Below are 23,669 nucleotides of genomic sequence, written 5' to 3'. Positions count from 1 at the left end.
TGCGCCTTAAATTCATCGTTCTGAGGCAGGTCGCTGTGCGCCCTGCGAGAAAAAGCGCCGATGGCTGGCCACCGGCATCCGCGCCCTGATGGACGCCTGTTCGCTGCTATCGCGCTCGGCCAGCAGCACAGCCTCGCCCTGATCCTGCTCGGCCAGCACACGCCCCCAAGGGTCGATAATCGCTGCATGGCCAAAGGTTTCTCGCGGTCCCGGGTGAATCCCACCCTGGGCAGCCGCCAGCACATAACACTGGGTCTCGATTGCCCGTGCGCGGATCAGCACCTCCCAATGAGCCGCACCGGTCACCGCGGTAAATGCAGAGGGCGCGGTGATCAACTCGGCACCGGCTGCGCGTAACTCACTGTACAACTCCGGGAAGCGCAAGTCGTAGCACACCGTCAGGCCCACTCGGCCGACAGGTGTGTCTGCGACCACCACCGCATCTCCATGAGCATAGTCATCCGACTCACGATAACGACCGCGATTGTCGGCCACATCCACATCGAACAAATGCAGCTTGTCGTAACGCGCCACCGCCTCACCGTGTTCGTCGATCAACAAGGAGCAGGCATTGACCTTGCCGTCGGGTTGATCCTGGGGCGGCAACGGCAATGTGCCGGCCACTATCCATAACTTGAGGTCGCGAGCGGTCTGTTTCAACCAGGGCAGGATCGGACCGCTGCCCAAGGCTTCGGCACGACCAATGTCGGCAATATCACGGCGGCCCATGGCAGCGAAGTTTTCCGGCAGCACCGCCAGCCGGGCACCGCCAGCCGCTGCTTGCTCCAGCAAGCGCCGGGCCTGGACCAGATTGGCCAGAACATCGCTCTGGCTGACCATTTGAATCACCGCAAGAGACATGGCGTATCCTTTCTCGGTTGGTTCTGCACGCCCGGTGCAGACTCTGCAAAACCCTGTGTAGCAGCTGGCGAAGCCTGCGTCTGCGGCGTACGCGGTTAACCAGAAGAATCGCAGTGTCAGACTCTACGGCCGCTTCGCAGCCGGACGTAGCCTGGCGGCAACTGCTACAAAAAACGCATGGAGTCATGCTACTCCCATAGCCCCAGGCGTGGTTTTTCAAAAAGGCTTGTCGTAGGTGATTTTCGGTTCTTTCCACGGGCCTTTGACGTTGTATTTCACACTGGCGAAACGGGACACGCTATCACCGATAAGCTTGTCGATCAGGAACAATGCCCCGCCAATCGCCGGCGCACCGACGATTAACGCGGCGATCGGCAGGTTGTTGGTCACTGGCAACGTCAACAACAGCTTGGCATCGACCTGATCGGCAACCAGGTCCAGCGTGCCATTGAGTTCCAGATTGCTCGACGGTCCGGTCAGGGTGATCGGTTCACGGGTAACGTACACCCCGTTACTGGCCACCAGCAGGCCTTTTACCCGGTCGTAACTCAAGCCTTTCCCGAACAGGTCAGAGAAATCCAGACGCAGACGTCGACCAATCGAGTTGAAGTTAAGCAAGCCGAACACCCGCAAGGCCTGTGCACCGCCCTCTACTTCAACGAACTGACCTTTTCGCAACGTTGCATCGAGGCTTCCGGAGAAGCGCTTGAGTCCGACCCAGGCCGGAGAGCCGGGCCAACGACCGTCCACATCCATATGAAAATCTTCACTGGTCACGGTGGGGGCAAAGCCCCAGCCCTTCAGCACATCCGCAAGATTCTTGCCGCCCAGACGCCCCTTGTACCAACTACTGCTGGCCCCTGGCGGGCCCTCCCAGCCGCCTGTGCCCTGCAACACCATGCCCTTGAGGCCCAGATCCAGACTGTTGAGTGCAATACCTTTGGCGGTAGGGCGTACCTTGAGCGACCAGCCGCCAATCAGATCATTACCCTGGAACAACTGGACGATGGAGATATCCAGCGCCGGGATGTTCCTGGGATCGACTGACGCTAGCGGGTCCGGAGAATTTTCGTCGGCCTGAACGGTGGGATCTATGGCCGGCAAACGCACATATTGCAGATCGATTGCCACCGCAGCGTCCTTGGCGTCGGGGATGCCGACACTGCCTTTGGCCTGTTGGCTATCGATCTGCAAAGCCCAAGAGGCCTGTTTGCGATTCAACTGCAACGAGACCTTATCGAGTGTGCTGCCAAACCCGATGAGCTTGCTCACCTGGACGTCGGCACTGCTCAACAGTTGCCTGGCGCTGTCGCCGGGGGCCTGGCCGGCATAGCGATCGACCAAGGCTTTCCAGGGCTCGATATCCAGCTCCGACAGCACACCGCGCACACGCAAGCCTTTAACATCCGGCAACACTGCATTGTCGGCGCCCAGAAACAGCTCGCCGCGCCCATCGGCAATGCCGCCGCTCGGCGCTGCGAAGGTGAAGTTGGCGAGGTCGCCGTAGTTGACCCAATAACGCCGCTCAGGCCCTTGCAGGGTCATCCGAAACACGGTGTCGCGGCCTTCACTGGCCGGCATGCCGAAAGGTGCAGGCAGATCCACCGCGACGCCCTTAAGGCTGGAGTTGACCATGAGCTGGCTATCCGCGCCGTTGAGCGTCAGTTGCAACTGATAAGGAATGTCGCCGGAAACCGGCAACGGCTGGCTGACTTTCAGCCACTCGGTGAGCTTCTTCACCGTCACCTGACCCTTGGTAACGACGCGGGTGTTGAGGCTGCCCGCTTTGCCATCGGCAAAAATCTGCGCGGTAATCGGCCGATCGAAAGCTTGCGCTGTAATGCCCTGCCCGCTCAAACCCTTGCTGCTGTCAAAGCGGAAATCCCCCTTGAGCTGGCTCAGTTCAAGTTCGGGTTCGCTCAGCTTCAGCCGAGCCTTGGCGGTCTTGAAGTCCACCAGGATTTTCGGCAACTCGCCTTTGGCCAGCGGAATATCCAGCTTCAACTTGCCCTGCAAGTCACCTTCCCCCTGCCAACCGGCAAAAATCGAGTCGGTGCCGATCGGCGCTTCCTGCAGAATCTTCAAACCGTCGCCCAGGCCACCCGCAAACTCGCCGTCGAGAAACAGGCGGCTGGTTTGTCCGGCGGGTACATGGGGAATATTGACGTAGATGTCGCGAACCTGGGTGTCGAGCAATTGGCCTTTGCTTGCCAGAATTCGTACGCCGCTGTCTTCGATAAACACATCACCGCTGACCTTGCCGACGTGCGGCCAACCCGGCTGGAACGCCAGTTCAGCGTCGTGAACCTTGAAGAACAGGCTGATACTGCGCGCGTTGTCGATGGCGCCGTGGTTCAGCGAGCCTTGGTACTGGAAGAAGCCTTCATCCACCGCGCCCTTGAGAATTGCCGTACGCAACCACTCATCCAGAGCCGGACTGAGGACTGCCGGCAGATACTTGGCGGTATAACGACCGTCGCCCTCGACCAGACCGACCCGCAGGTCCATGTAGTCTTCCTGGGTATGATCGAAATGCAGACGGATCAGGAAATCGCCGGCGATCTTGCCCTCCTCGCCCAGCACTTTCAGGTACGGTGCGATCAGGGTGAAGCCTTCATTGTCGAGCTTCCAGGTCAGCCGCGCATTGGCCTGGATGTACTGCCATGGCTTGGCGAAGATCGGGTCCAGGTGCAGGGAAAAATCCTTGCTGTCCATACGCAGCTCGCCCTGTCCAAGGTCGCCGCTGATGCTACCGCTCACATTACGTGCCGCCGGAGCGCCGTGATAAGCGTTGAAGCCAACCCGCTCCAGGTTGGCGGCGAAACTCAAACGCTGGTCGTCGGTTGCCTGTGGGCGATAATCGACCAGCACATTGCGCAGGGCGCCAGTGACTTTGAGGTTGTCGATCACCACCTCGACATTGTCCGGCACCGGTACCAAGGCATCCAGCACAGGTGTGATCGGCGTCAGATCAAGGCGATCAGCCTGGACACGCCAGCGTTCTTCGGCTTTGTCGGTGGCGGCGAACTGCTGAAGCTGCACATGCGACTCCCAACGGGTTTCGCCGAGGTTCATGGCCAACGAATCGAGAAGTACGCTGAAGCCTTCGTCGCTACGCTGGAACCAGGCGTTGAGCGCCAGATTCTGAATCGTCAGCGGCTTTCGCCCGGTGTAGGCGCCTTTGACTTGCGGGGCATTGAGGCGGGCCACAGCGCTTTGCACAGTGCCCTCAGCCCAGCTCAGCCAAAGCTCGCCACCGGCCTTGAGCTCGGAAAACTTCCATTGCTGGGTCAACCGCGCGGGCAGCCAGCGCGCCCAATCGCTTTGCGGCAGGCTCAGGTAAGCATCCGTCTCAGCATCTCGCCAGTGGCTGGCACGTACACGAGTGCGCAAGCTCAGAGCCATGGGCTGGCCGTCGGGCAGGGTCAAGCGAGCATCGAGACGCTGGCGGGTCAGACCGGTTTTAAGGTTCAGGCCGACATTCGTCAGGGTCAGTGGGGTTTCATTGAACGGCTGCAAAGTGACCTGGCTGTCCAGCACCGACAGCTGAACAACCATTTGCATGCGATTGAGCAGTTGCTCGGGATCGACGGGTTGACCCTGCTGAACCGGCAACCCTTCAAGTGCCCAATGGCCGTTCTGGTCTTCCTTCAGGCTCAGTTTCAGGCCGTTGAGTTCGAGATGGGCGATACGGACCTCGCGAGCCAGCAGGCTGGCCCAGACATCCGGCACTACCCGCACATGATCCAGGCGCAACCCATTGGCACCCTTACTGACCACCACATCGCGGGCCAGCAGAATCGGCGCCAGACCGCTCCAGCTGCCTTCGAGGCTGCCAATGCTCAATGGCATATCCGTCGCTTCGCGGGCCTTGGCCTCGACATCACCTCGATACTCGGCGACCAGCGGAATGAGTTCGCGACCAAGGCTGACGTACAGCGCAGTCAACACCAACATCAAGGCGCAAAGTCCCAGCCCCCAGCGAGTCAAAGCAACAAAAAAGCGTATCAAACGCTCCATGTCAGGTGGCCCCCATGGCGTAGTCATGCAAAACGCTCAATCCAGCCGCTTCCAATAAAAGTACAGCACGCCGATTCAGAGCAGCACCACGTCATATTGTTCCTGGGAGTACATGGTTTCGACCTGGAAACGGATAGTCCGTCCGATAAACCCTTCCAGCTCCGCAACGTTCCCCGACTCTTCGTCAAGCAACCGATCAACTACTTTTTGATTGGCCAGCACTCTATAGCCCACAGCCTCGTAAGCCCGAGCCTCGCGCAGGATTTCGCGGAAAATTTCATAGCAAACCGTTTCCGGAGTCTTCAACTTGCCGCGGCCCTGACAACTGCTGCACGGTTCGCACAGCACCTGCTCAAGACTTTCGCGGGTACGCTTGCGGGTCATCTGCACCAGGCCCAATTCGGTAATACCGATAATGTTGGTCTTGGCGTGATCACGCTCCAGCTGCTTTTCCAGTGTGCGCAACACCTGGCGCTGGTGCTCCTCGTCCTCCATGTCGATGAAGTCGATGATGATAATTCCGCCGAGATTGCGCAGGCGCAGTTGACGGGCAATCGCCGTCGCGGCCTCGAGGTTGGTCTTGAAGATTGTCTCTTCAAGGTTGCGATGGCCGACAAAAGCCCCGGTGTTGACGTCGATGGTGCTCATGGCTTCCGCCGGATCGACCACCAGATAGCCGCCGGACTTGAGCGGCACTTTGCGCTCCAGGGCCTTCTGGATCTCGTCTTCGACACCGTACAGATCAAAAATCGGCCGCTCGCCGGGATAGTGCTCAAGGCGGTCGGCGATTTCCGGCATCAGTTCGGCGACGAACTGAGTGGTTTTCTGGAAGGTTTCCCGGGAATCGATGCGAATTTTCTCAATCTTCGGGCTGACCAGATCGCGCAAGGTGCGCAAAGCCAGGCCCAGGTCTTCATAAATGACGCTCGGCGCACTGATGGTCTTGATCTGCTCCGCGATCTGATCCCACAATCTTCGCAGGTAGCGGATGTCCATCAGGATCTCATCGGCCCCGGCGCCTTCAGCGGCCGTACGCAGGATGAAGCCACCGGCTTCCTTGATACCTTCCTTCGCCACGCAGTCGCTGACCACCTGCTTGAGCCGCTCGCGCTCGGCTTCGTCTTCGATCTTCAAGGAAATGCCGACGTGGGCGGTGCGCGGCATGTACACCAGATAACGCGACGGAATAGACAACTGAGTGGTCAAGCGCGCGCCCTTGGAACCGATTGGATCCTTGGTGACTTGCACGACAAGGCTTTGCCCTTCATGGACCAGGGCGCCGATGCTTTCCACCGCCGGGCCTTCACGCATGGAGATTTCCGAAGCGTGAATAAATGCCGCGCGGTCCAGACCGATATCGACGAACGCCGCCTGCATACCTGGCAGAACCCGGACCACCTTGCCTTTATAGATGTTGCCGACGATCCCGCGCTTCTGGGTGCGCTCGACATGAACCTCTTGCAAAACACCGTTTTCAACCACCGCCACGCGCGATTCCATCGGCGTGATGTTGATCAGAATCTCTTCACTCATGGCAGGGTCTCGCTCAAGCGTATTCACGATAATGGCCGCGTCAGTCAGGTACGGCGCTTAGCGCACTGTAAGGTTTTGCCAACAGGGTATGCCGAAATGGCCGAGTAGTTCTGCGGTTTCGCACACCGGCAGGCCAACGACCGCTGAATAACTGCCATTGAGCCCTGCGACAAACACCGCACCCAGCCCCTGAATCCCATAACCGCCGGCCTTGTCCTGCGGCTCGCCACTGGCCCAATAGGCCGCTGCTTCTTCGCCACTGATCGACCGAAACCGCACCAGACTGCGAACCACGCGCGACTCACAACGTTGACCGTCGAGCACGGCTATCGCGGTCAGCACTTCATGTTCGCGGTCGGACAGGGCCATGAGCATGGCCAGGGCATCTGCTTCATCAACCGGCTTACCGAGAATGTGCCCGTCAAGTACCACGGCGGTATCTGCACCCAGCACACAAATCGGTGCGTCGGATTCGCTGACCGCAAGCACCCCGTGCCCGGCTTCAGCCTTGCCGCGAGCCAGACGCTCGACATAGGCCGCCGGAGATTCGTCAATCAGAGGGGTTTCATCGATATCCGCGCTGATAGCGGTAAAAGGCACGCCGATCTGCGTCAGCAGTTCACGTCGACGTGGTGAGCCAGAGGCCAGATAAAGCGGATACATCAAGACATCTCCCTGTCGAGGTGTGGGTAGGGTCTGTTGACGCTTGGTGACGAACCGCCACCAAGCGTCAACAGACCCCAAGCCTGACCGGATCAATTGATTTTGTAGCGGCGACTCAATCCACGCAAACCGAAGCTGACCCACGGCCAGAGTAAAGCACTGACCAATGCTGGCAATACCAGCGCCAGAGTCGGCTGGCGGTTACCGGTCAAAGCACTGAGCCACAGCTGAACCAGCTGGGCCAGGCCGAAGATCACAAGTATCACCAGACTTTGCTGCCACATCGGGAACATGCGCAAACGCTGCTGCAATGACAGCACCAGGAAAGTGATCAAGGTCAGAATCAAGGCGTTCTGCCCGAGCAACGTACCGTACAGCACGTCTTCCGCCAGACCGAGACACCAGGCAGTGACCATGCCGACCTTGTGCGGCAGCGCCAGAGTCCAGAACGCCAACAGCAGCGCCAGCCACAGTGGCCGGAGAATTTCCATGAACTGCGGCAACGGCGAAACGCTGAGTAACAAGCCAATGGCAAAGGTCAGCCAGACCATCCAGCCATTGCGCGAATGAATACCTGCCATTACTGCCTCTCCCGAGTGGTGGCCGCCGGAGCCGCAGCAGGTGGCTTCGCCGCTGCCGGGGTAGCCGGTTTGACGGGATGCGCACGGGTATGGGCAACCGGTTTGGCTGGCACGGCAGCAGACGCTGGCGTTGCAACAGCCGGAGCTACAGCTGGCACTGGCGGCGTGACAGGTTTGGGAACGGTTGCCGGAATTATCGGGGCGGTACCGTTTTGCCGATCTTGCGCTTCCTGAGCCTGTGCGGCGTCGTTGGCCCGCTCTTCGGCGGTACGGTTATCGCTGAACACCAGCAACAAATAACGACTACGGTTCAGCGCTGCGGTTGGAACTGCCCGAACGATCGCGAATGGCTGGCCGGAGTCATGAATCACTTCCTTGACCGTCGCCACCGGATAGCCCGCCGGGAATCGCTGACCGAGGCCGGAGCTGACCAACAGGTCGCCTTCCTTGATGTCTGCGGTATCCGCCACATGGCGCAACTCCAGGCGCTCCGGATTGCCGGTACCGCTGGCGATGGCGCGCAGACCGTTACGGTTCACCTGGACCGGGATACTGTGGGTCGTGTCAGTCAACAGCAGCACACGGGAGGTATACGGCATCAACTCGACCACCTGGCCCATCAACCCACGGGCATCGAGCACCGGCTGGCCGAGGACCACACCGTCACGCTCACCTTTATTGATGATGATGCGATGGGTGAACGGATTGGGGTCCATGCCGATCAACTCGGCCACCTCGACCTTTTCGTTGACCAGCGCGGAAGAATTGAGCAACTCGCGCAGCCGAACGTTCTGCTCGGTCAAGGCCGCCAGTTTTTGCATGCGGCCCTGCAACAGCAGGTTTTCGGTCTTGAGTTTTTCGTTTTCGGCGACCAGCTCGGTACGGCTGCCAAATTGACTGGCAACACCTTGCAATAGCCGCTGTGGCAGGTCGGTGATCCAGTAAGACTGCATCAGCACCAGCGACATCTGGCTACGCACCGGCTTGAGCAGTGTGAAGCGGGCATCGACCACCATCAGCGCGACCGATAGCACGACCAGCACCAACACGCGCACGCCCAATGAGGGGCCTTTGGCGAAAAGCGGTTTAATAAGCCGCTCCTCCCAGGCAAATGTTCTCGTTATTCATACGGCATCAAACCGGCCTGGAGCAGATTGACAGAAGATGAACGCCAACAGGCAGCACTGCAAAGTGCTGCCTGAGAGCGGAACAGCATAGATGCATCCCGCGAAATTACTCGCTGGAAAGCAGATCCATCGTGTGCTTATCCATCATTTCCAATGCACGGCCACCGCCGCGAGCAACGCAAGTCAGCGGGTCTTCGGCAACGATTACCGGCAGACCGGTTTCCTGGGCCAGCAACTTGTCCAGGTCACGCAGCAAGGCGCCACCACCGGTCAGCACCAGACCACGCTCGGCGATATCGGAAGCCAGTTCCGGAGGCGATTGCTCCAGAGCGCTCTTCACGGCCTGAACGATGGTTGCCAGGGACTCTTGCAGAGCTTCCAGCACTTCATTGGAGTTCAGGGTAAATGCGCGTGGAACGCCTTCAGCCAGGTTACGACCGCGAACATCGACTTCACGGACTTCGCCGCCCGGGTAGGCCGTACCGATTTCCTGTTTGATGCGCTCAGCGGTGGACTCACCGATCAGGCTGCCGTAGTTACGACGCACATAGGTGATGATCGCTTCGTCGAAGCGGTCGCCGCCAACCCGTACGGATTCAGCGTAAACCACACCATTGAGGGAGATCAGCGCAATTTCAGTGGTACCACCACCGATATCGACGACCATCGAGCCGCGGGCTTCTTCAACTGGCAGACCGGCACCAATGGCAGCAGCCATTGGTTCTTCGATCAGGAACACTTCACGGGCACCGGCACCCAGAGCCGACTCACGAATGGCGCGACGCTCAACCTGGGTGGATTTGCATGGAACGCAGATCAGCACACGAGGGCTAGGCTGCAGAAAGCTGTTTTCGTGAACCTTGTTGATAAAGTACTGCAGCATTTTTTCGCAGACGCTGAAGTCGGCGATCACGCCGTCCTTCATCGGACGAATGGCAGCAATGTTGCCGGGTGTACGGCCGAGCATGCGCTTGGCTTCAGTGCCGACGGCAACGACACTTTTCTGATTACCGTGCGTCCGAATGGCCACAACCGATGGTTCATTCAGGACGATACCGCGCTCACGCACGTAAATAAGGGTGTTGGCAGTGCCCAGGTCAATTGAAAGATCGCTGGAAAACATGCCACGCAGTTTCTTGAACATGGGGAAGGGACCCTAGGCAACGCGTGGGTAAAAAAGTGCGGCAAACTCTAACAACGACAGGGATTTTGGGCAAGGCGCCAATATGTTAAATTGGCCGCTTTTCTGTGCACCAAGCCCCACAATCGCGGCCTTATGACCGTAGAAATGCGGTAGTGTTCCGACAATCTAACACACGGATAGCATCCGTTCTGTTTTCCACTGGAGAATCCCATGGCGCTTGAACGCTCCGACGTGGAAAAAATCGCTCATCTGGCCTGTCTTGGCCTCAATGAAGCCGATCTTCCACATATTACTTCCGCCCTGAACAGTATTCTCGGCCTGGTCGATGAAATGCAGGCTGTGAATACCGACGGTATCGAGCCTCTGGCCCACCCACTGGAAGCCAGCCAACGCCTGCGCGCAGACGTCGTGACTGAGTCCAATCATCGCGAGGCCTATCAGTCCATCGCACCAGCGGTCGAAAACGGCCTGTATCTGGTTCCGAAAGTCATCGACTAAAGGGAAAGAGCCTGCAATGCATCAATTGACTCTGGCCGAGATCGCCCGCGGACTCGCCGACAAAAAGTTTTCCTCCGAAGAGCTGACCAAGGTTCTGCTGGCGCGTATTGCCCGGCTCGACCCGCAGCTCAACAGCTTCATCAGCCTCACCGAGGACCTGGCGCTCCAGCAGGCGAAAGCCGCTGACGCACGCCGGGCCAACGGTGAGAGCGGTGCCCTGCTCGGCGCGCCGATCGCTCACAAAGACCTGTTCTGCACCCAGGGCATTCGCACCAGCTGCGGCTCGAAGATGCTCGACAACTTCAAGGCGCCGTATGACGCCACCGTGGTCGCCAAACTGGCTGCCGCCGGCGCCGTCACGCTGGGCAAGACCAACATGGACGAGTTCGCCATGGGCTCGGCCAACGAATCGAGCTACTACGGCGCAGTGAAAAACCCGTGGAACCTGGAACACGTTCCAGGCGGTTCGTCCGGCGGTTCAGCGGCGGCGGTTGCCGCTCGTCTGTTGCCTGCGGCGACCGGCACCGACACCGGTGGCTCGATCCGACAGCCGGCAGCACTGACCAACCTCACCGGCCTGAAACCGACCTACGGTCGTGTTTCGCGCTGGGGCATGATCGCTTACGCCTCCAGCCTCGATCAGGGCGGTCCGTTGGCGCGTACCGCTGAAGACTGCGCGATCCTGCTGCAAGGCATGGCCGGTTTCGATCCGCAGGACTCAACCAGCATCGACGAGCCCGTGCCGGATTACAGCGCCAGCCTCAACGGTTCGCTCAAGGGCCTGCGCATCGGCGTACCGAAGGAGTACTTCAGCGCCGGTCTCGATCCACGCATCGCCGAACTGATCCACAACAGCGTCAAGGAGCTGGAAAAGCTCGGCGCGCTGGTCAAGGAAATCAGCCTGCCGAACATGCAGCACGCGATCCCTGCGTACTACGTGATCGCTCCAGCAGAGGCGTCCTCCAACCTGTCGCGTTTTGACGGTGTGCGTTTCGGCTATCGCTGCGAAGACCCGAAAGACCTGACCGACCTTTACAAACGTTCGCGCGGTGAAGGTTTCGGCCCGGAAGTGCAGCGCCGGATCATGGTCGGCGCCTACGCGCTGTCGGCCGGTTACTACGACGCCTACTACCTGAAGGCGCAAAAGATTCGTCGCCTGATCAAGAACGATTTCATGGCTGCCTTTAATGAGGTCGATATCATCCTCGGCCCAACCACGCCGAACCCGGCCTGGAAACTCGGCGCCAAGAACAGCGACCCGGTCGCTGCGTACCTGGAAGACGTCTACACCATCACCGCCAACCTTGCGGGCCTGCCGGGCTTGTCCATGCCAGCCGGTTTCGTCGATGGTCTGCCGGTCGGCGTGCAATTGCTCGCCCCGTACTTCCAGGAAGGCCGTCTGTTGAACGTCGCCCACCAGTATCAGCTCAACACTGACTGGCACACCCGCACCCCGACAGGCTTCTGAGGAGAAACACATGCAATGGGAAGTCGTGATCGGGCTGGAGATTCATACCCAGCTCGCCACCCAATCGAAGATTTTCTCCGGTAGCGCCACCACGTTTGGCTCCGAGCCGAATACCCAGGCCAGCCTGGTAGACCTGGGCATGCCCGGCGTCTTGCCGGTGCTGAACCAGGAAGCGGTGCGCATGGCGGTGATGTTCGGCCTGGCGATCGATGCACACATCGGCCAGCACAACGTGTTCGCCCGCAAAAACTACTTCTACCCGGATTTGCCCAAGGGCTACCAGATCAGCCAGATGGAGTTGCCGATCGTCGGCAAAGGCCATTTGGACATCCCGCTGGAAGACGGCACGGTCAAACGCGTCGGCATCACCCGCGCGCATTTGGAAGAAGACGCCGGCAAGAGCCTGCATGAAGAGTTCAGCGGCGCCACCGGCATCGACCTGAACCGCGCTGGCACGCCGCTGCTGGAGATCGTCTCCGAGCCGGACATGCGTAGCGCCAAGGAGGCCGTGGCTTACGTCAAGGCGATCCACGCACTGGTGCGTTACCTGGGCATCTGCGACGGCAACATGGCCGAAGGCTCGCTGCGTTGCGACTGCAACGTGTCGGTCCGCCCCAAAGGCCAGGTTGAATTCGGCACGCGCTGCGAGATCAAGAACGTCAACTCGTTCCGCTTCATCGAGAAGGCGATCAACACCGAAGTGCGTCGCCAGATCGAGTTGATCGAAGATGGCGGCAAGGTCATTCAGCAGACCCGCCTGTACGATCCGAACAAAGACGAAACCCGCGCCATGCGCAGCAAAGAGGAAGCCAACGACTACCGTTACTTCCCCGATCCGGACCTGTTGCCGGTGGTCATCGAGGACTCGTTCCTCACCGACATCCGCGCCACCTTGCCGGAATTGCCACCGCAGAAACGCGAGCGCTTCCAGGAGCAGTTCGGGCTGTCGGTCTACGACGCCAGCGTGCTGGCTTCGAGCCGTGAGCAAGCGGATTACTTCGAGAAAGTCGTGAGCATCGGCGGCGACGCCAAGCTGGCGGCCAACTGGGTCATGGTCGAGCTGGGCAGCCTGTTGAACAAACAAGGTCTGGAAATCGACGAAGCGCCGGTTTCAGCCGAGCAGTTGGGTGGTATGTTGCTGCGCATCAAGGACAACACCATCTCCGGCAAGATCGCCAAGATGGTCTTTGAAGGCATGGCCAACGGCGAAGGCAGCGCTGACGAGATCATCGACAAGCGTGGTCTGAAGCAAGTAACCGACACCGGCGAAATCTCCAAAGTGCTCGACGAGATGCTCGCGGCCAACGCCGAACAGGTCGAACAATACCGCGCGGCTGATGAAGCCAAACGCGGCAAGATGTTCGGCTTCTTCGTCGGTCAGGCGATGAAAGCATCGAAAGGCAAGGCCAACCCGCAACAAGTCAACGAACTGCTGAAAAGCAAGCTCGAAGGCTGACCACAGTGATCGTTCCCACGCTCTGCGTGGGAATGCAGCCCGTGACGCTCTGCGTCACAACAGCGGACGCGGAGCGTCCAGTGAGGCATTCCCACGCAGAAGCGTGGGAACGATCGGCGAACGATCAACTTCGGGAGTCCCCTATGAAGCGTCTGTTTAGCGCTTGCGCCCTGCTCTCTCTGCTGGCCGGTTGTGCCAGCCATGACATCGATCCACGCGGTTATGACGAAACGGGCGGCGCGTCCTATTACGGTGCCAAGCATCATGGCAAACGTACCGCCAGTGGCGAACCCTTCAACCAGCACGCCCTGACCGCCGCTCATCGCCAACTGCCGTTCGGCACACGAGTGAAAGTCACCAATCTGAACAACGACAAGACCGTGGTGGTACGCATCAACGACCGCGGGCCGCATGTGCGCGGCCGTTTGATCGACTTGTCACGTGATGCTGCCGCACAATTGGGGATGCTGCGCAGTGGCACCACGCGGGTTCGCGTGCAAGCCTTGAACAACTGAGCCGCGGAGCCCTGACCATATTCGGATTAGCCGATTTACCGCTGCTCAAAGTGATCCAGTTGCTCTGTGGTCTGGTACTGTTGATCGCCGGCGCCGAACTGCTGGTCCGCGCCGCCGTACGCCTGGCGACCCGGCTGAAAGTCCGCCCACTGATCATCGGCCTGACCATCGTCGCCTTCGGCAGCAGTGCCCCACAGATGGCCGTGAGCCTGCAAGCAACCTTATCGGAAAACACCGACATCGCCGTCGGCAGCGTGATCGGCAGCAACATCTTCAACGTCCTGGTCACCCTTGGCCTCTCGGCACTGATCATTCCACTGCGGGTTTCCCGGCAACTGGTGCGGCTGGACATTCCGTTGATGATCGGCGCCAGCCTGCTGGTATTCGTACTGGCCCACAACGAAGAGCTGACGCCACTGGATGGGGCGGTGCTGCTGATGGCACTGGTTCTGTATCTCGGGCTGTTGCTGCGCCAGTCGCGGCGTGCTGCTCGCCCTCAACACAACCACGACAATGGAACGTCCAGGATTCGCGCCCCCTGGTTCAGCAGCCTGGTGATGATGCTGGGCGGGTTGGCCCTGCTGGCGTACGCCGGCCATCTGCTGCTCGATGCGGCAGTCAAGGTCGCTACCGAGCTTGGGTTATCGGAGCGAATCATCGGGCTGACCATCATTGCAGTCAGCACCTCGCTGCCGGAGCTTGCCACCTCACTGATCGCCGCCTTGCGCGGTCAACGCGATATCGCCGTGGGCAATGTGATCGGCAGCAACCTGTTCAACCTGCTGGGGGTGTTGGGCGTCACCGCGCTGGTGGCGCCAACACCTTTATCTGTGTCGCCCAATGCGCTGGATTTCGACCTGCCGGTAATGCTCGGGGTCGCCGTGCTGTGCTTGCCGGTGTTCTATTCGGGCTACCGGATTACCCGCGCCGAGGGTGTGCTGTTTCTGAGCTTGTATCTGGCTTACGGACTACACGTGGTGTCGTTCACCACAGGCATGCCGCTGGCCGGCAAGCTGGAACACTTGATGCTGTTTTTCGTCCTGCCGGCGCTGGTGGCATTTCTGCTGTTCACGTCACTGAGCGCCTGGCGCCGCCAACACAAGAGGGAATCGCTATGACCGACAACAAGCCTACGCCTTCAAAAGCAGCAGGTGTCGAAATACGTCGCCAGGTGATGGGCGACGCCTTCGTCGACCGCGCGCTGGGCAATGCCACCGAGTTCACCCAACCGTTGCAGGACTTCGTCAATGAACATGCCTGGGGCAGTGTCTGGAACCGCGAAGGTTTGCCGCTGAAAACCCGCAGCCTGATTACCCTCGCCGCCCTCACCGCGCTCAAATGCCCGCAGGAACTCAAAGGCCACGTACGCGGCGCACTGAACAACGGCTGCACCGTAGAAGAGATTCGCGAAGCGCTGCTGCACTGTGCGGTGTATGCCGGTGTGCCGGCCGCAATCGATGCGTTTCGTGCGGCGCAGGAAGTGATTGATGAGTATCAGCAGGCCGAGTAATTAGCCGGGACTTTCGGTGGCAGATCCGACTTGCCCGCGAATGGATCTAAAGAGCTATGAAGATCCAAGGCCTAGATCCACCCACCCCACTGCAACAAGAAGATCCCGATGTTGGTGGTCACTGCCGCCATCAACGTGGTGATCACGATGATGGCGGCCGCCAATTCGTGATTGCCGTTGGCCTGTCGGGCCATGACGAAACTGGCGGCGGCAGTCGGGCTGCCGAAGTACAGAAACAGAATCCCCAACTCCGCCCCGCGAAAGCCGCAGAGCCAGGCCCCAGATGTAGCCAGCACCGGCAAACCAATCATCTTCACCAGGCTTGCGCTCAACGCCAGCTCACCACTTTTGCGCAACGCCGCCAGCGACAGCGTGCCACCGATGCAAATCAGTGCCAGTGGCAAAGTCGTCTGCGCCAGATACCCGCCGGAGGTTTCCAGCCAGTTGGGCAGGCCTATCCGGAAATAGGCGAACGGCGCCGCGGAAAACACGCTGATGATCAGCGGGTTGCTGAACACGCTTTTGCAGACGCTCCATGGATCAGACTTGATGACCGGACTGTAGACCGCCAGCACAATGGTCGAGAGGGTGTTGTAGAACACAATCACCAGCCCCGCGAGAATCGCCCCGAGAGAAATCCCGTAGCTGCCATACATACTCGCTGCCAAGGCCAGACCAATAACGCCGTTGTTGCCACGAAACGCGCCCTGGGCGTAGATCCCACGGTCTTCCTGCGGGCAGCGCCAGATCGCCCAACCCCAGGCAATGGCAAAACCGACCAACGTGGCGATGGCGAAATAGATCAGCAATGATGGCTGCAACGCCGAATGCAGATCGGCATGCAGGATGCCGAGAAACAACAACGCCGGCATGGTGACGTTGAACACCAGTGCCGACGCGGTGTGGATAAAGTTGTCGTCGATCCAGCCGATGCGTTTGAGCAACACACCCAAAAACAACATGGCAAACACTGGCGCGGTGATATTCAGTGTTTCGAGAAAGATTGCCAGCATGCCTGGTGAACCTTGTGCCTGTCATTAGGGGGCTAATGATAAGCCAGCAGCGACAGATAAGCCGCATCGCAATCCAGGATCGTTCCCACGCGCGAGCGTGGGAATAATCATAAGGTCAGGTAATCGGCGCCGGATTGAACAGCGTGATGTCGTTGTGCAATTTGTGCTTCTCGGCCCAGGTCTGTTTCTTGCCGCTGGCGACGTCGAGGTAGAAGTGGAACAGCTCCCAACCCAGTTCTTCGATGCTGGCGCGGCCGGTGGCAATGCGCCCGGCATCGATGTCGATCAGGTCCGGCCAGCGCTGGGCCAGTTCGGTACGGGTCGAGACCTTCACCACCGGTGCCATAGCCAGGCCATAAGGCGTACCTCGCCCGGTGGTGAACACATGCAGGTTCATCCCGGCCGCCAGTTGCAGGGTGCCACAGACAAAATCACTCGCCGGCGTCGCGCAGAAGATCAGGCCTTTACGCTTGAAGCGTTCGCCCGGACCAAGCACGCCGTTAATCGCGCTGCTGCCGGATTTGACGATGGAGCCCAACGACTTCTCGACGATATTCGACAACCCGCCCTTCTTGTTGCCCGGCGTGGTATTGGCGCTGCGATCCGCTTCACCCTTGGCCAGGTAACGGTCGTACCAGTCCATCTCGCGCACCAACTCCTGCGCCACCTCCTCGGTTTCGGCGCGCGAGGTCAGCAAGTAGATGGCATCGCGCACTTCGGTCACTTCGGAAAACATCACCGTCGCACCCGCTCTTAACAGCAAGTCCGAAGCATAACCGAGCGCCGGGTTGGCGGTGATCCCGGAAAACGCATCACTGCCGCCGCACTGCATGCCGAGAATCAATTCGGACGCCGGCACGGTTTCGCGACGGCGCTGGTCGAGTTTCTTCAAACGGGTTTCGGCCAGCGCCATGATCTGTTCGATCATCTCGGTGAAACCGTGGCTGGAGTCCTGCAAGCGATACAACCACGGCTCACTGAGGTCCACCGAGCTGTCGTTCTCATGCATCACCTGGCCGGCCTGCAACTTCTCGCAACCCAGACTGATGACCAGCGCTTCGCCGCCCAGATTCGGGTTGCGCGCCAGATTGCGCACGGTGCGGATCGGGATGTAGGCATCGGTGGCGGTAATCGCCACACCGCAGCCGTAGCTGTGGGTCAGCGCCACCACATCATCGACATGCGGGTACTTGGGCAGCAGCTCATCGCGTATACGCTTGACCGCATGATTCAGCACACCGGTCACACACTGCACGGTGGTGGTGATACCCAGAATATTGCGCGTGCCAACAGTGCCGTCGGCATTGCGATACCCCTCGAACGTGAAGCCTTGCAGTGGTGCTTGTGCGGCCGGTACCTCGGTGGACAGCGGCAAACTGTCCAGCGGCGGCGCGGTGGGCATGCGCAGTTGATCTTCCTTGACCCAGCTGCCACGCGGGATCGGCTGCAAGGCGTAACCGATGGTCTGACCGTAACGAATCACCTGGCCGCCTTCGGGAATATCTTCCAGCGTCACCTTGTGGCTTTGCGGGACGAAATCCACAGTCACCAGGCCGTCCGGGAACTCGGTACCGGCCTGCACACCCTGGTCGTTGACCACGATCACTACATTATCCAGCTCGTGCAGACGGATGTAGCGCGGCGAGTCGGAATGTTCAATCAACTGCATGACGCCGCTCCTCAGGAATGAGCTTGAGAAAATTTATTAAGTTCCGGGCCGGCACTCGGCGGCTCCTTGAGCACCACGCGTTTGATCGGGCCGACGATCACCAGATAACTGAAGACCGCCACCAGCGCATTGCAACCGACAAACACCAGCGCCCATTTGAATGAACCGGTAGAGCTGATGATGTAGCCGATCACGATCGGCGTGGTAATCGAAGCGATGTTGCCGAACATGTTGAACAGGCCACCACTGAGGCCGGCGATCTGTTTCGGCGAGGTATCGGACACCACCGCCCAACCGAGCGCGCCAACACCTTTACCGAAGAACGCCAGGGCCATGAAACCCACCACCATCCACTCGATATCGACGTAGTTGCAGGCCACGATGCTGGTGGATAACAGCAAACCGCCAATAATCGGTGCCTTGCGGGCGAAGGTCAGGGAATGACCTTTGCGCAGTAGGTAGTCGGAAATAATCCCGCCCAATACGCCACCGATAAAACCGCAGATGGCCGGCAAAGAAGCGATGAAACCCGCCTTCAAAATGGTCATGCCGCGCTCCTGAACCAGGTACACCGGGAACCAGGTCAGGAAGAAGTAGGTGATACCGTTGATGCAGTATTGGCCCAGGTACACGCCGAGCATCATCCGGTTGCTCAGCAACTGACGCACGTAGTCCCATTTTGGACCGTCGGTGCGCTTGCCCTTGCCTTTGTCCTGATCCATGTCGACCAGGCCGCCGTTATCGGCGATGTGTTTGAACTCGGCGTCGTTGATCATTGGATGCTGGCGCGGGCTGTGGATAATTTTCAGCCAGACCAGCGAGAACACAATGCCGATTGCGCCCATTACCACGAACACATGCTGCCAGCCGAAGCGGTAGACGATCCAGCCCATCAGCGGGGCGAAGATCACCGTGGCAAAGTATTGCGCCGAGTTGAAGATTGCCGACGCCGTTCCGCGCTCTGCAGTCGGAAACCAGGCCGCAACGATGCGCGCATTACCGGGGAAGGATGGCGCTTCGGCCAGGCCCACCAGAAAGCGCAGCATGAACAATGCGACGATGGCGGTGGATACACCGATCTCACCCACATAGCCTTGCAGCACGGTGAACAGCGACCAGGTGAAAATGCTCAGGGCATAGACTTTTTTCGAACCGAAACGGTCGAGCAGCCAGCCGCCGGGGATTTGCCCGGCCACGTAGGCCCAGCCAAATGCGGAGAAGATATAGCCGAGGGTGACGGCGTCGATGCCAAGGTCTTTTTGCAGACTGGAGCCTGCGATGGCGATGGTTGCGCGGTCGGCGTAGTTGATTGTGGTCACCAGAAACAGCATGAGCAAAATCAAATAGCGGACATGCGTCGGCTTGGTCGCTTGCATGTAGATGTACTCCCACTAATTATTTTTTTTGCGGGTAATGATTTTTGATTTCTGTAGGAGCGAGCTTGCTCGCGATGGTCGTTAACGATAACGCGGGGCATCAGGAATACCGCGGTAATTTCGAGTGCATCGCGAGCAATCGAGCGTCGACCGGCTGCTCCTACAGGGTGGTGCGTGTTACGAACCGACGTAGCTGGTTTTTACAACGGTGTAGAACTCCTGCGCGTAGCGACCTTGCTCGCGAGAACCATAGGATGAACCTTTTCGACCACCAAACGGCACATGGTAATCAACGCCGGCGGTCGGCAAATTGACCATCACCATCCCGGCCTGGGAGTGGCGCTTGAAGTGGTTGGCATACTTCAGCGAGGTGGTGGCGATGCCCGCCGACAGACCGAATTCGGTGTCGTTGGCCATGGCCAGCGCTGCCTCGTAATCCGCTACACGAACGATATTGGCCACCGGTCCGAAGATCTCTTCACGGCTGATGCGCATCTGGGCCGAGCTGTCGGCAAACAGCGTCGGTGCGAGGAAGTAGCCTTCGGTATCGCAGGTCACCAGGCCACCGCCACTGACCAGTCGCGCACCTTCGGACTGGCCGATGTCGATGTACTTCAGATCCTGTTCAAGCTGCGCTTGAGAGACCACCGGACCGATATCGGTTCCGGACTTCAACGCATGGCCGACCTTGATCGAGCGCATACGCTCGGCCATGGCTTCGACGAATGTATCGTGAATCCCTGCGGTGACGATAAAACGGCTCGAGGCGGTGCAACGCTGCCCGGTGGAGTAGAACGCGCTCTGTACCGCCAGCTCGACCGCTTGCTTGAGGTCGGCATCGTCGAGAATGATCTGCGGGTTCTTGCCGCCCATTTCCAGTTGCACTTTAGCCTGGCGCGATACACAGCTGACCGCGATCTGCCGACCCACGCCGACCGAGCCAGTGAAGCTGATGCCGTCGACTTTCGGGCTGTTGACCATAGCGTCACCGATCACTCGGCCGCTGCCCATCACCAGGTTGAACACGCCAGCGGGGAAGCCTGCGCGGGAGATGATTTCCGCCAACGCCCAAGCGCAACCCGGCACCAGGTCGGCCGGTTTGAGCACCACGCAATTACCGTAGGCCAACGCCGGGGCGATCTTCCAGGCTGGAATGGCAATCGGGAAGTTCCACGGCGTGATCAGACCGACCACACCCAGGGCTTCGCGGGTGACTTCAACGTTGACGCCCGGACGCACCGACGGCAGGTAATCGCCCGACAAGCGCAGGCATTCACCGGCGAAGAACTTGAAGATGTTGCCGGCGCGGGACACTTCGCCAATAGCCTCGGGCAACGTTTTGCCCTCTTCCCGAGCGAGCAGCGTGCCGAGTTCTTCGCGACGGGCGAGGATCTCGCTGCCGACTTTATCCAGCGCATCACTGCGCGCCTGAATACCGGACGTCGACCAGGCCGGGAACGCGGCACGGGCAGCGTCGATGGCGGCGTGTACCTGAGCCAGGTCGGCCTTGGCGTATTCGCCAATGACATCGGACAACTCGGATGGATTGATATTGGTCGAGTAGTCGGTACCAGCGACCCATTGGCCGCCGATGTAGTTATCGAATCGTTTTGTATCTGACACGAGCAATCTCCTTGCACGATGGCCGCTGATTGCTCGGCGGCCCAGGAAAATTCTTACTGCGGACCTTGCTTGTCGATCAGCGCAGCCAGTGCTTCGTATTCTTCTGGCAGCAGATCAGTCAGCGGAGTGCGCACAGGGCCTGCGTCGTAGCCGGCAATTTTTGCTCCGGCCTTGACGATGCTCACCGCGTACCCGGCCTTGCGGTTGCGGATATCCAGGTACGGCAGGAAGAAGTCATCGATGATTTTGCCGACGGTGGCGTGATCTTCACGGGCGATGGCGTGATAGAAATCCATCGCGGTTTTCGGAATGAAGTTGAACACCGCCGAGGAGTAAACCGGTACGCCCAACGCCTTGTAAGCCGCGGCGTAGACCTCTGCGGTCGGCAAGCCACCAAGGTAGCTGAAGCGATCGCCGAGGCGACGACGGATCGACACCATCAACTCGATATCACCCACGCCATCCTTGTAGCCAATCAGATTCGGGCAGCGCTCAGCCAGGCGTTCCAGCAATGGCGCGGTCAGACGGCAGACGTTGCGGTTATAGACAATCACGCCGATTTTTACCGATTTGCACACCGCCTCAACGTGGGCGGCGACGCCGTCCTGGCTGGCTTCAGTCAGGTAATGCGGCAACAGCAACAAACCTTTGGCGCCCAGGCGCTCGGCTTCTTGAGCGTATTCGATGGCCTGGCGGGTAGAGCCGCCGACACCGGCAAGGATCGGCACACTGGCGGCGCAGGTGTCGACGGCCGTCTTGATGACTTGCGAATACTCGCTGGCCGCCAGGGAGAAGAACTCACCGGTGCCACCCGCCGCGAACAAGGCCGAGGCGCCATACGGGGCCAGCCACTCGAGACGCTTGATGTAGCCAGCGCGATGGAAGTCGCCCTGGGCATTGAAATCGGTCACCGGAAAAGACAGCAGACCGGAAGAGAGGATGGACTTCAGTTCTTGTGGATTCATTATTCGAACACCCTGGGAAGCACGTTGTGATGAAGAGGTACGTCAGCCTTGGCCGATGTCGTACGTCATCGTACAACTTAAATTATAATCGTCAACTGCAATTCATCTGATTGGCTCGATGATCTTCCCGTAGCAGTTGCCAAAGGCTACGTCCGGCCGCGAAGCGGTCGTAATCACTGATGACTATTAACCTGACCCTCGAACTGGCCTCAGGCCAATCCCTCAAAGGCGCACCGCTGGAACTGCTTTCCAATGGCGCGCCGATTGCCAGGGCGAGCGTGGATGAACAAGGGAATGTGGCGTTCAATGCCAAGCCCGTTGGAGGACAACTGGCGGTGAGAGTGGATCGTTCGATTCTCAAGAGCGGCTGAATCCGCTCGATGACCGCCTGTCGCTACTATCATTTCTGATAGTAGCGACAGGGTTCGCGCCGGCATAGATTCCAGCTTGACCTGGTCGCGGCCAAGTCAAGTCGGACGACTGAGAACCTCAGATGTCTTCAATTATTGAAAGAAGGAAATTTCATCATGACAGTGAAACAAAAAACTTATGTAGCACCTACTTTGTTAAACCGCTCCGGGCAGCCGCTGAACGGTGTGATCTCTATCCAAGCTAACTCTGCCGGCATTCTAGCCAGAATCGATACTCAAAACTTCCCTGTGGGTAAGGAGGTCTTGGTGAAATGGACTGCGGGGCCAAATTCCAACTGGAGTGATAAAGTATCCGGCACTGGAGCAGTGCTTGATGTCCTCATTGATCGCGGTGTCTATGCCACTCAGGAGGGCAAAAGGGGGCGCGTTACCTACACCGTAGACGGAATTGAATCTGACCCGGTTTCTGCAAACGTAGTTGCGTAAAGCCTCATACGATCACCAACCTACCCCCGCTGCGCCTCTGCCTCTTCATGGGCGTGGCGCAGACGTTCGCGGCTATTGGTCAGGTGCAAACGCATGGCCGCACGGGCTGCGTCCGAGTCCTGGCGAGCAATCGCTTCATAAATTTCTTCGTGTTCACGACTCAAACGGCTCATGTAGTGCTGCTGGTCATCATGGGCCAGACGCGCGGAGTTGAGCCGGGTGCGAGGAATGATGCTGGTGCCCAGGTGGGTCATGATGTCAGTGAAGTAACGGTTGCCGGTGGCCAGTGCGATCTGCAGATGAAACTGGAAATCCGACGCTACCGCATCACCGGCACGGGCGGCACTTTCGTTCAGCGCATCCAGTGCTGCGCGCATCGCCGCTAACTGCTCGGCGCTACGACGTTGCGCCGCGAGGCCGGCAGACTCCACTTCCAGACTGATACGCAGCTCAAGAATCGCCAACACATCACGCAAGGTCACCACGGTCGCCGGATCGATACGAAAACCGCTCGGGCTCGGTGTGTCCAGCACAAAGGTGCCGATACCGTGGCGAGTCTCGACCTGCCCTGCGGCCTGCAAGCGCGAAATCGCTTCGCGCACCACGGTGCGGCTGACGCCATGAGCCTCCATGATCGCCGACTCGGTGGGCAGCTTGTCACCGCGCTGCAGCTGACCGTCGCGGATCTGCTCGGACAACACCGTCACCAACTCTTGCGCAAGGCTGCGACGTTTGCGCGGAAGGCGTGGCACCTCGATCTGGTTTTCCATGGTGAACATCTTTCTCGGCA

Annotated in this window: 21 protein-coding genes; 8 read left to right on the top strand and 13 right to left on the bottom strand. The window is 59.3% G+C overall.

Annotation, left to right across the window (positions count from 1 at the left end; genetic code table 11):
• Nucleotides 1-12 precede the first annotated feature (12 nt).
• The 7 genes from AC07VR_RS00625 to mreB all read right to left on the bottom strand — a co-directional run bounded on the left by AC07VR_RS00625 (nt 13) and on the right by mreB (nt 9,929).
• A complete protein-coding gene (locus tag AC07VR_RS00625) occupies nt 13-861 on the bottom strand; it encodes a carbon-nitrogen hydrolase family protein (protein WP_495010236.1) in 849 nt (282 codons plus the stop codon).
• A gap of 216 nt (nt 862-1,077) precedes the next feature.
• A complete protein-coding gene (locus AC07VR_RS00620; protein ID WP_495010372.1) occupies nt 1,078-4,881 on the bottom strand; it encodes a YhdP family protein in 3,804 nt (1,267 codons plus the stop codon).
• Nucleotides 4,882-4,956: 75 nt separating this feature from the next.
• Nucleotides 4,957-6,414 carry a ribonuclease G gene (gene rng / locus AC07VR_RS00615; protein WP_494995196.1) on the bottom strand — a complete coding sequence of 486 codons (1,458 nt, stop codon included), beginning with the start codon at nt 6,412-6,414 and terminating at the stop codon, nt 4,957-4,959.
• Nucleotides 6,415-6,471: 57 nt separating this feature from the next.
• On the bottom strand, nt 6,472-7,077 hold the full coding sequence (locus tag AC07VR_RS00610; protein WP_494995197.1) for a Maf family protein: 606 nt from the start codon (nt 7,075-7,077) through the stop codon (nt 6,472-6,474).
• Nucleotides 7,078-7,169: 92 nt separating this feature from the next.
• The gene (mreD, locus tag AC07VR_RS00605) at nt 7,170-7,658 is read right to left on the bottom strand and encodes a rod shape-determining protein MreD (RefSeq protein WP_494995198.1); all 489 of its coding nucleotides are present in this window, start codon (nt 7,656-7,658) and stop codon (nt 7,170-7,172) included.
• Nucleotides 7,658-8,749 (bottom strand): rod shape-determining protein MreC, encoded by a 1,092-nt coding sequence (gene mreC / locus AC07VR_RS00600; protein ID WP_494995216.1) that lies wholly within the window; start codon nt 8,747-8,749, stop codon nt 7,658-7,660. Before mreC ends, mreD begins: the two co-directional genes overlap by 1 nt.
• Nucleotides 8,750-8,891: 142 nt before the next feature.
• On the bottom strand, nt 8,892-9,929 hold the full coding sequence (gene mreB / locus AC07VR_RS00595; RefSeq protein WP_002555108.1) for a rod shape-determining protein MreB: 1,038 nt from the start codon (nt 9,927-9,929) through the stop codon (nt 8,892-8,894).
• Nucleotides 9,930-10,139: 210 nt separating this feature from the next.
• On the opposite strand from mreB, the gene gatC reads away from it, so the two are divergent.
• From gatC to AC07VR_RS00565, 6 genes are all read left to right on the top strand, one after another.
• On the top strand, nt 10,140-10,427 hold the full coding sequence (gene gatC, locus AC07VR_RS00590; RefSeq protein ID WP_003197816.1) for an Asp-tRNA(Asn)/Glu-tRNA(Gln) amidotransferase subunit GatC: 288 nt from the start codon (nt 10,140-10,142) through the stop codon (nt 10,425-10,427).
• Between the two features lie 16 nt (nt 10,428-10,443).
• On the top strand, nt 10,444-11,895 hold the full coding sequence (gene gatA, locus AC07VR_RS00585) for an Asp-tRNA(Asn)/Glu-tRNA(Gln) amidotransferase subunit GatA (protein WP_494995199.1): 1,452 nt from the start codon (nt 10,444-10,446) through the stop codon (nt 11,893-11,895).
• 10 nt (nt 11,896-11,905) lie between these two features.
• Entirely contained in the window at nt 11,906-13,351 is a 1,446-nt protein-coding gene (gene gatB / locus AC07VR_RS00580; RefSeq protein WP_494995200.1) for an Asp-tRNA(Asn)/Glu-tRNA(Gln) amidotransferase subunit GatB, read from the top strand.
• A 143-nt stretch (nt 13,352-13,494) separates the two neighbouring features.
• A complete protein-coding gene (locus tag AC07VR_RS00575; protein ID WP_494995201.1) occupies nt 13,495-13,866 on the top strand; it encodes a septal ring lytic transglycosylase RlpA family protein in 372 nt (123 codons plus the stop codon).
• Nucleotides 13,867-13,916: 50 nt separating this feature from the next.
• A complete protein-coding gene (locus AC07VR_RS00570; protein ID WP_495010235.1) occupies nt 13,917-14,984 on the top strand; it encodes a calcium/sodium antiporter in 1,068 nt (355 codons plus the stop codon).
• Entirely contained in the window at nt 14,981-15,376 is a 396-nt protein-coding gene (locus AC07VR_RS00565) for a carboxymuconolactone decarboxylase family protein (protein ID WP_494995203.1), read from the top strand. Before AC07VR_RS00570 ends, AC07VR_RS00565 begins: the two co-directional genes overlap by 4 nt.
• Before the next feature lie 71 nt (nt 15,377-15,447).
• Here AC07VR_RS00565 and AC07VR_RS00560 read toward each other — a convergent pair whose 3' ends face one another.
• From AC07VR_RS00560 to kdgD, 5 genes are all read right to left on the bottom strand, one after another.
• Nucleotides 15,448-16,389, bottom strand: coding sequence for an AEC family transporter (locus AC07VR_RS00560; RefSeq protein WP_494995204.1), 942 nt, complete (start codon nt 16,387-16,389; stop codon nt 15,448-15,450).
• A gap of 115 nt (nt 16,390-16,504) precedes the next feature.
• Complete coding sequence (garD, locus tag AC07VR_RS00555; protein ID WP_495010234.1) at nt 16,505-18,058, bottom strand: galactarate dehydratase; 1,554 nt, start codon at nt 18,056-18,058, stop codon at nt 16,505-16,507.
• 11 nt (nt 18,059-18,069) lie between these two features.
• Nucleotides 18,070-19,434, bottom strand: coding sequence for an MFS transporter (locus AC07VR_RS00550; protein ID WP_494995206.1), 1,365 nt, complete (start codon nt 19,432-19,434; stop codon nt 18,070-18,072).
• 177 nt (nt 19,435-19,611) lie between these two features.
• Entirely contained in the window at nt 19,612-21,057 is a 1,446-nt protein-coding gene (locus AC07VR_RS00545; protein ID WP_494995207.1) for an aldehyde dehydrogenase family protein, read from the bottom strand.
• A 53-nt stretch (nt 21,058-21,110) separates the two neighbouring features.
• Complete coding sequence (gene kdgD, locus AC07VR_RS00540) at nt 21,111-22,022, bottom strand: 5-dehydro-4-deoxyglucarate dehydratase (protein WP_494995208.1); 912 nt, start codon at nt 22,020-22,022, stop codon at nt 21,111-21,113.
• Between the two features lie 179 nt (nt 22,023-22,201).
• On the opposite strand from kdgD, the gene AC07VR_RS00535 reads away from it, so the two are divergent.
• On the top strand, nt 22,202-22,393 hold the full coding sequence (locus tag AC07VR_RS00535) for a hypothetical protein (RefSeq protein ID WP_495010233.1): 192 nt from the start codon (nt 22,202-22,204) through the stop codon (nt 22,391-22,393).
• A 156-nt stretch (nt 22,394-22,549) separates the two neighbouring features.
• Nucleotides 22,550-22,879 carry a hypothetical protein gene (locus AC07VR_RS00530; protein WP_495010232.1) on the top strand — a complete coding sequence of 110 codons (330 nt, stop codon included), beginning with the start codon at nt 22,550-22,552 and terminating at the stop codon, nt 22,877-22,879.
• 20 nt (nt 22,880-22,899) lie between these two features.
• Here AC07VR_RS00530 and AC07VR_RS00525 read toward each other — a convergent pair whose 3' ends face one another.
• On the bottom strand, nt 22,900-23,649 hold the full coding sequence (locus AC07VR_RS00525) for a FadR/GntR family transcriptional regulator (RefSeq protein ID WP_495010231.1): 750 nt from the start codon (nt 23,647-23,649) through the stop codon (nt 22,900-22,902).
• Between the last annotated feature and the right edge of the window lie 20 nt (nt 23,650-23,669).

The organism is Pseudomonas sp. GW821-FHT02H09 (genome assembly GCF_059421425.1).
The sequence above is the reverse complement of the archived record's forward strand: the minus strand, read 5'-3'. Positions and strand labels throughout refer to the sequence as shown.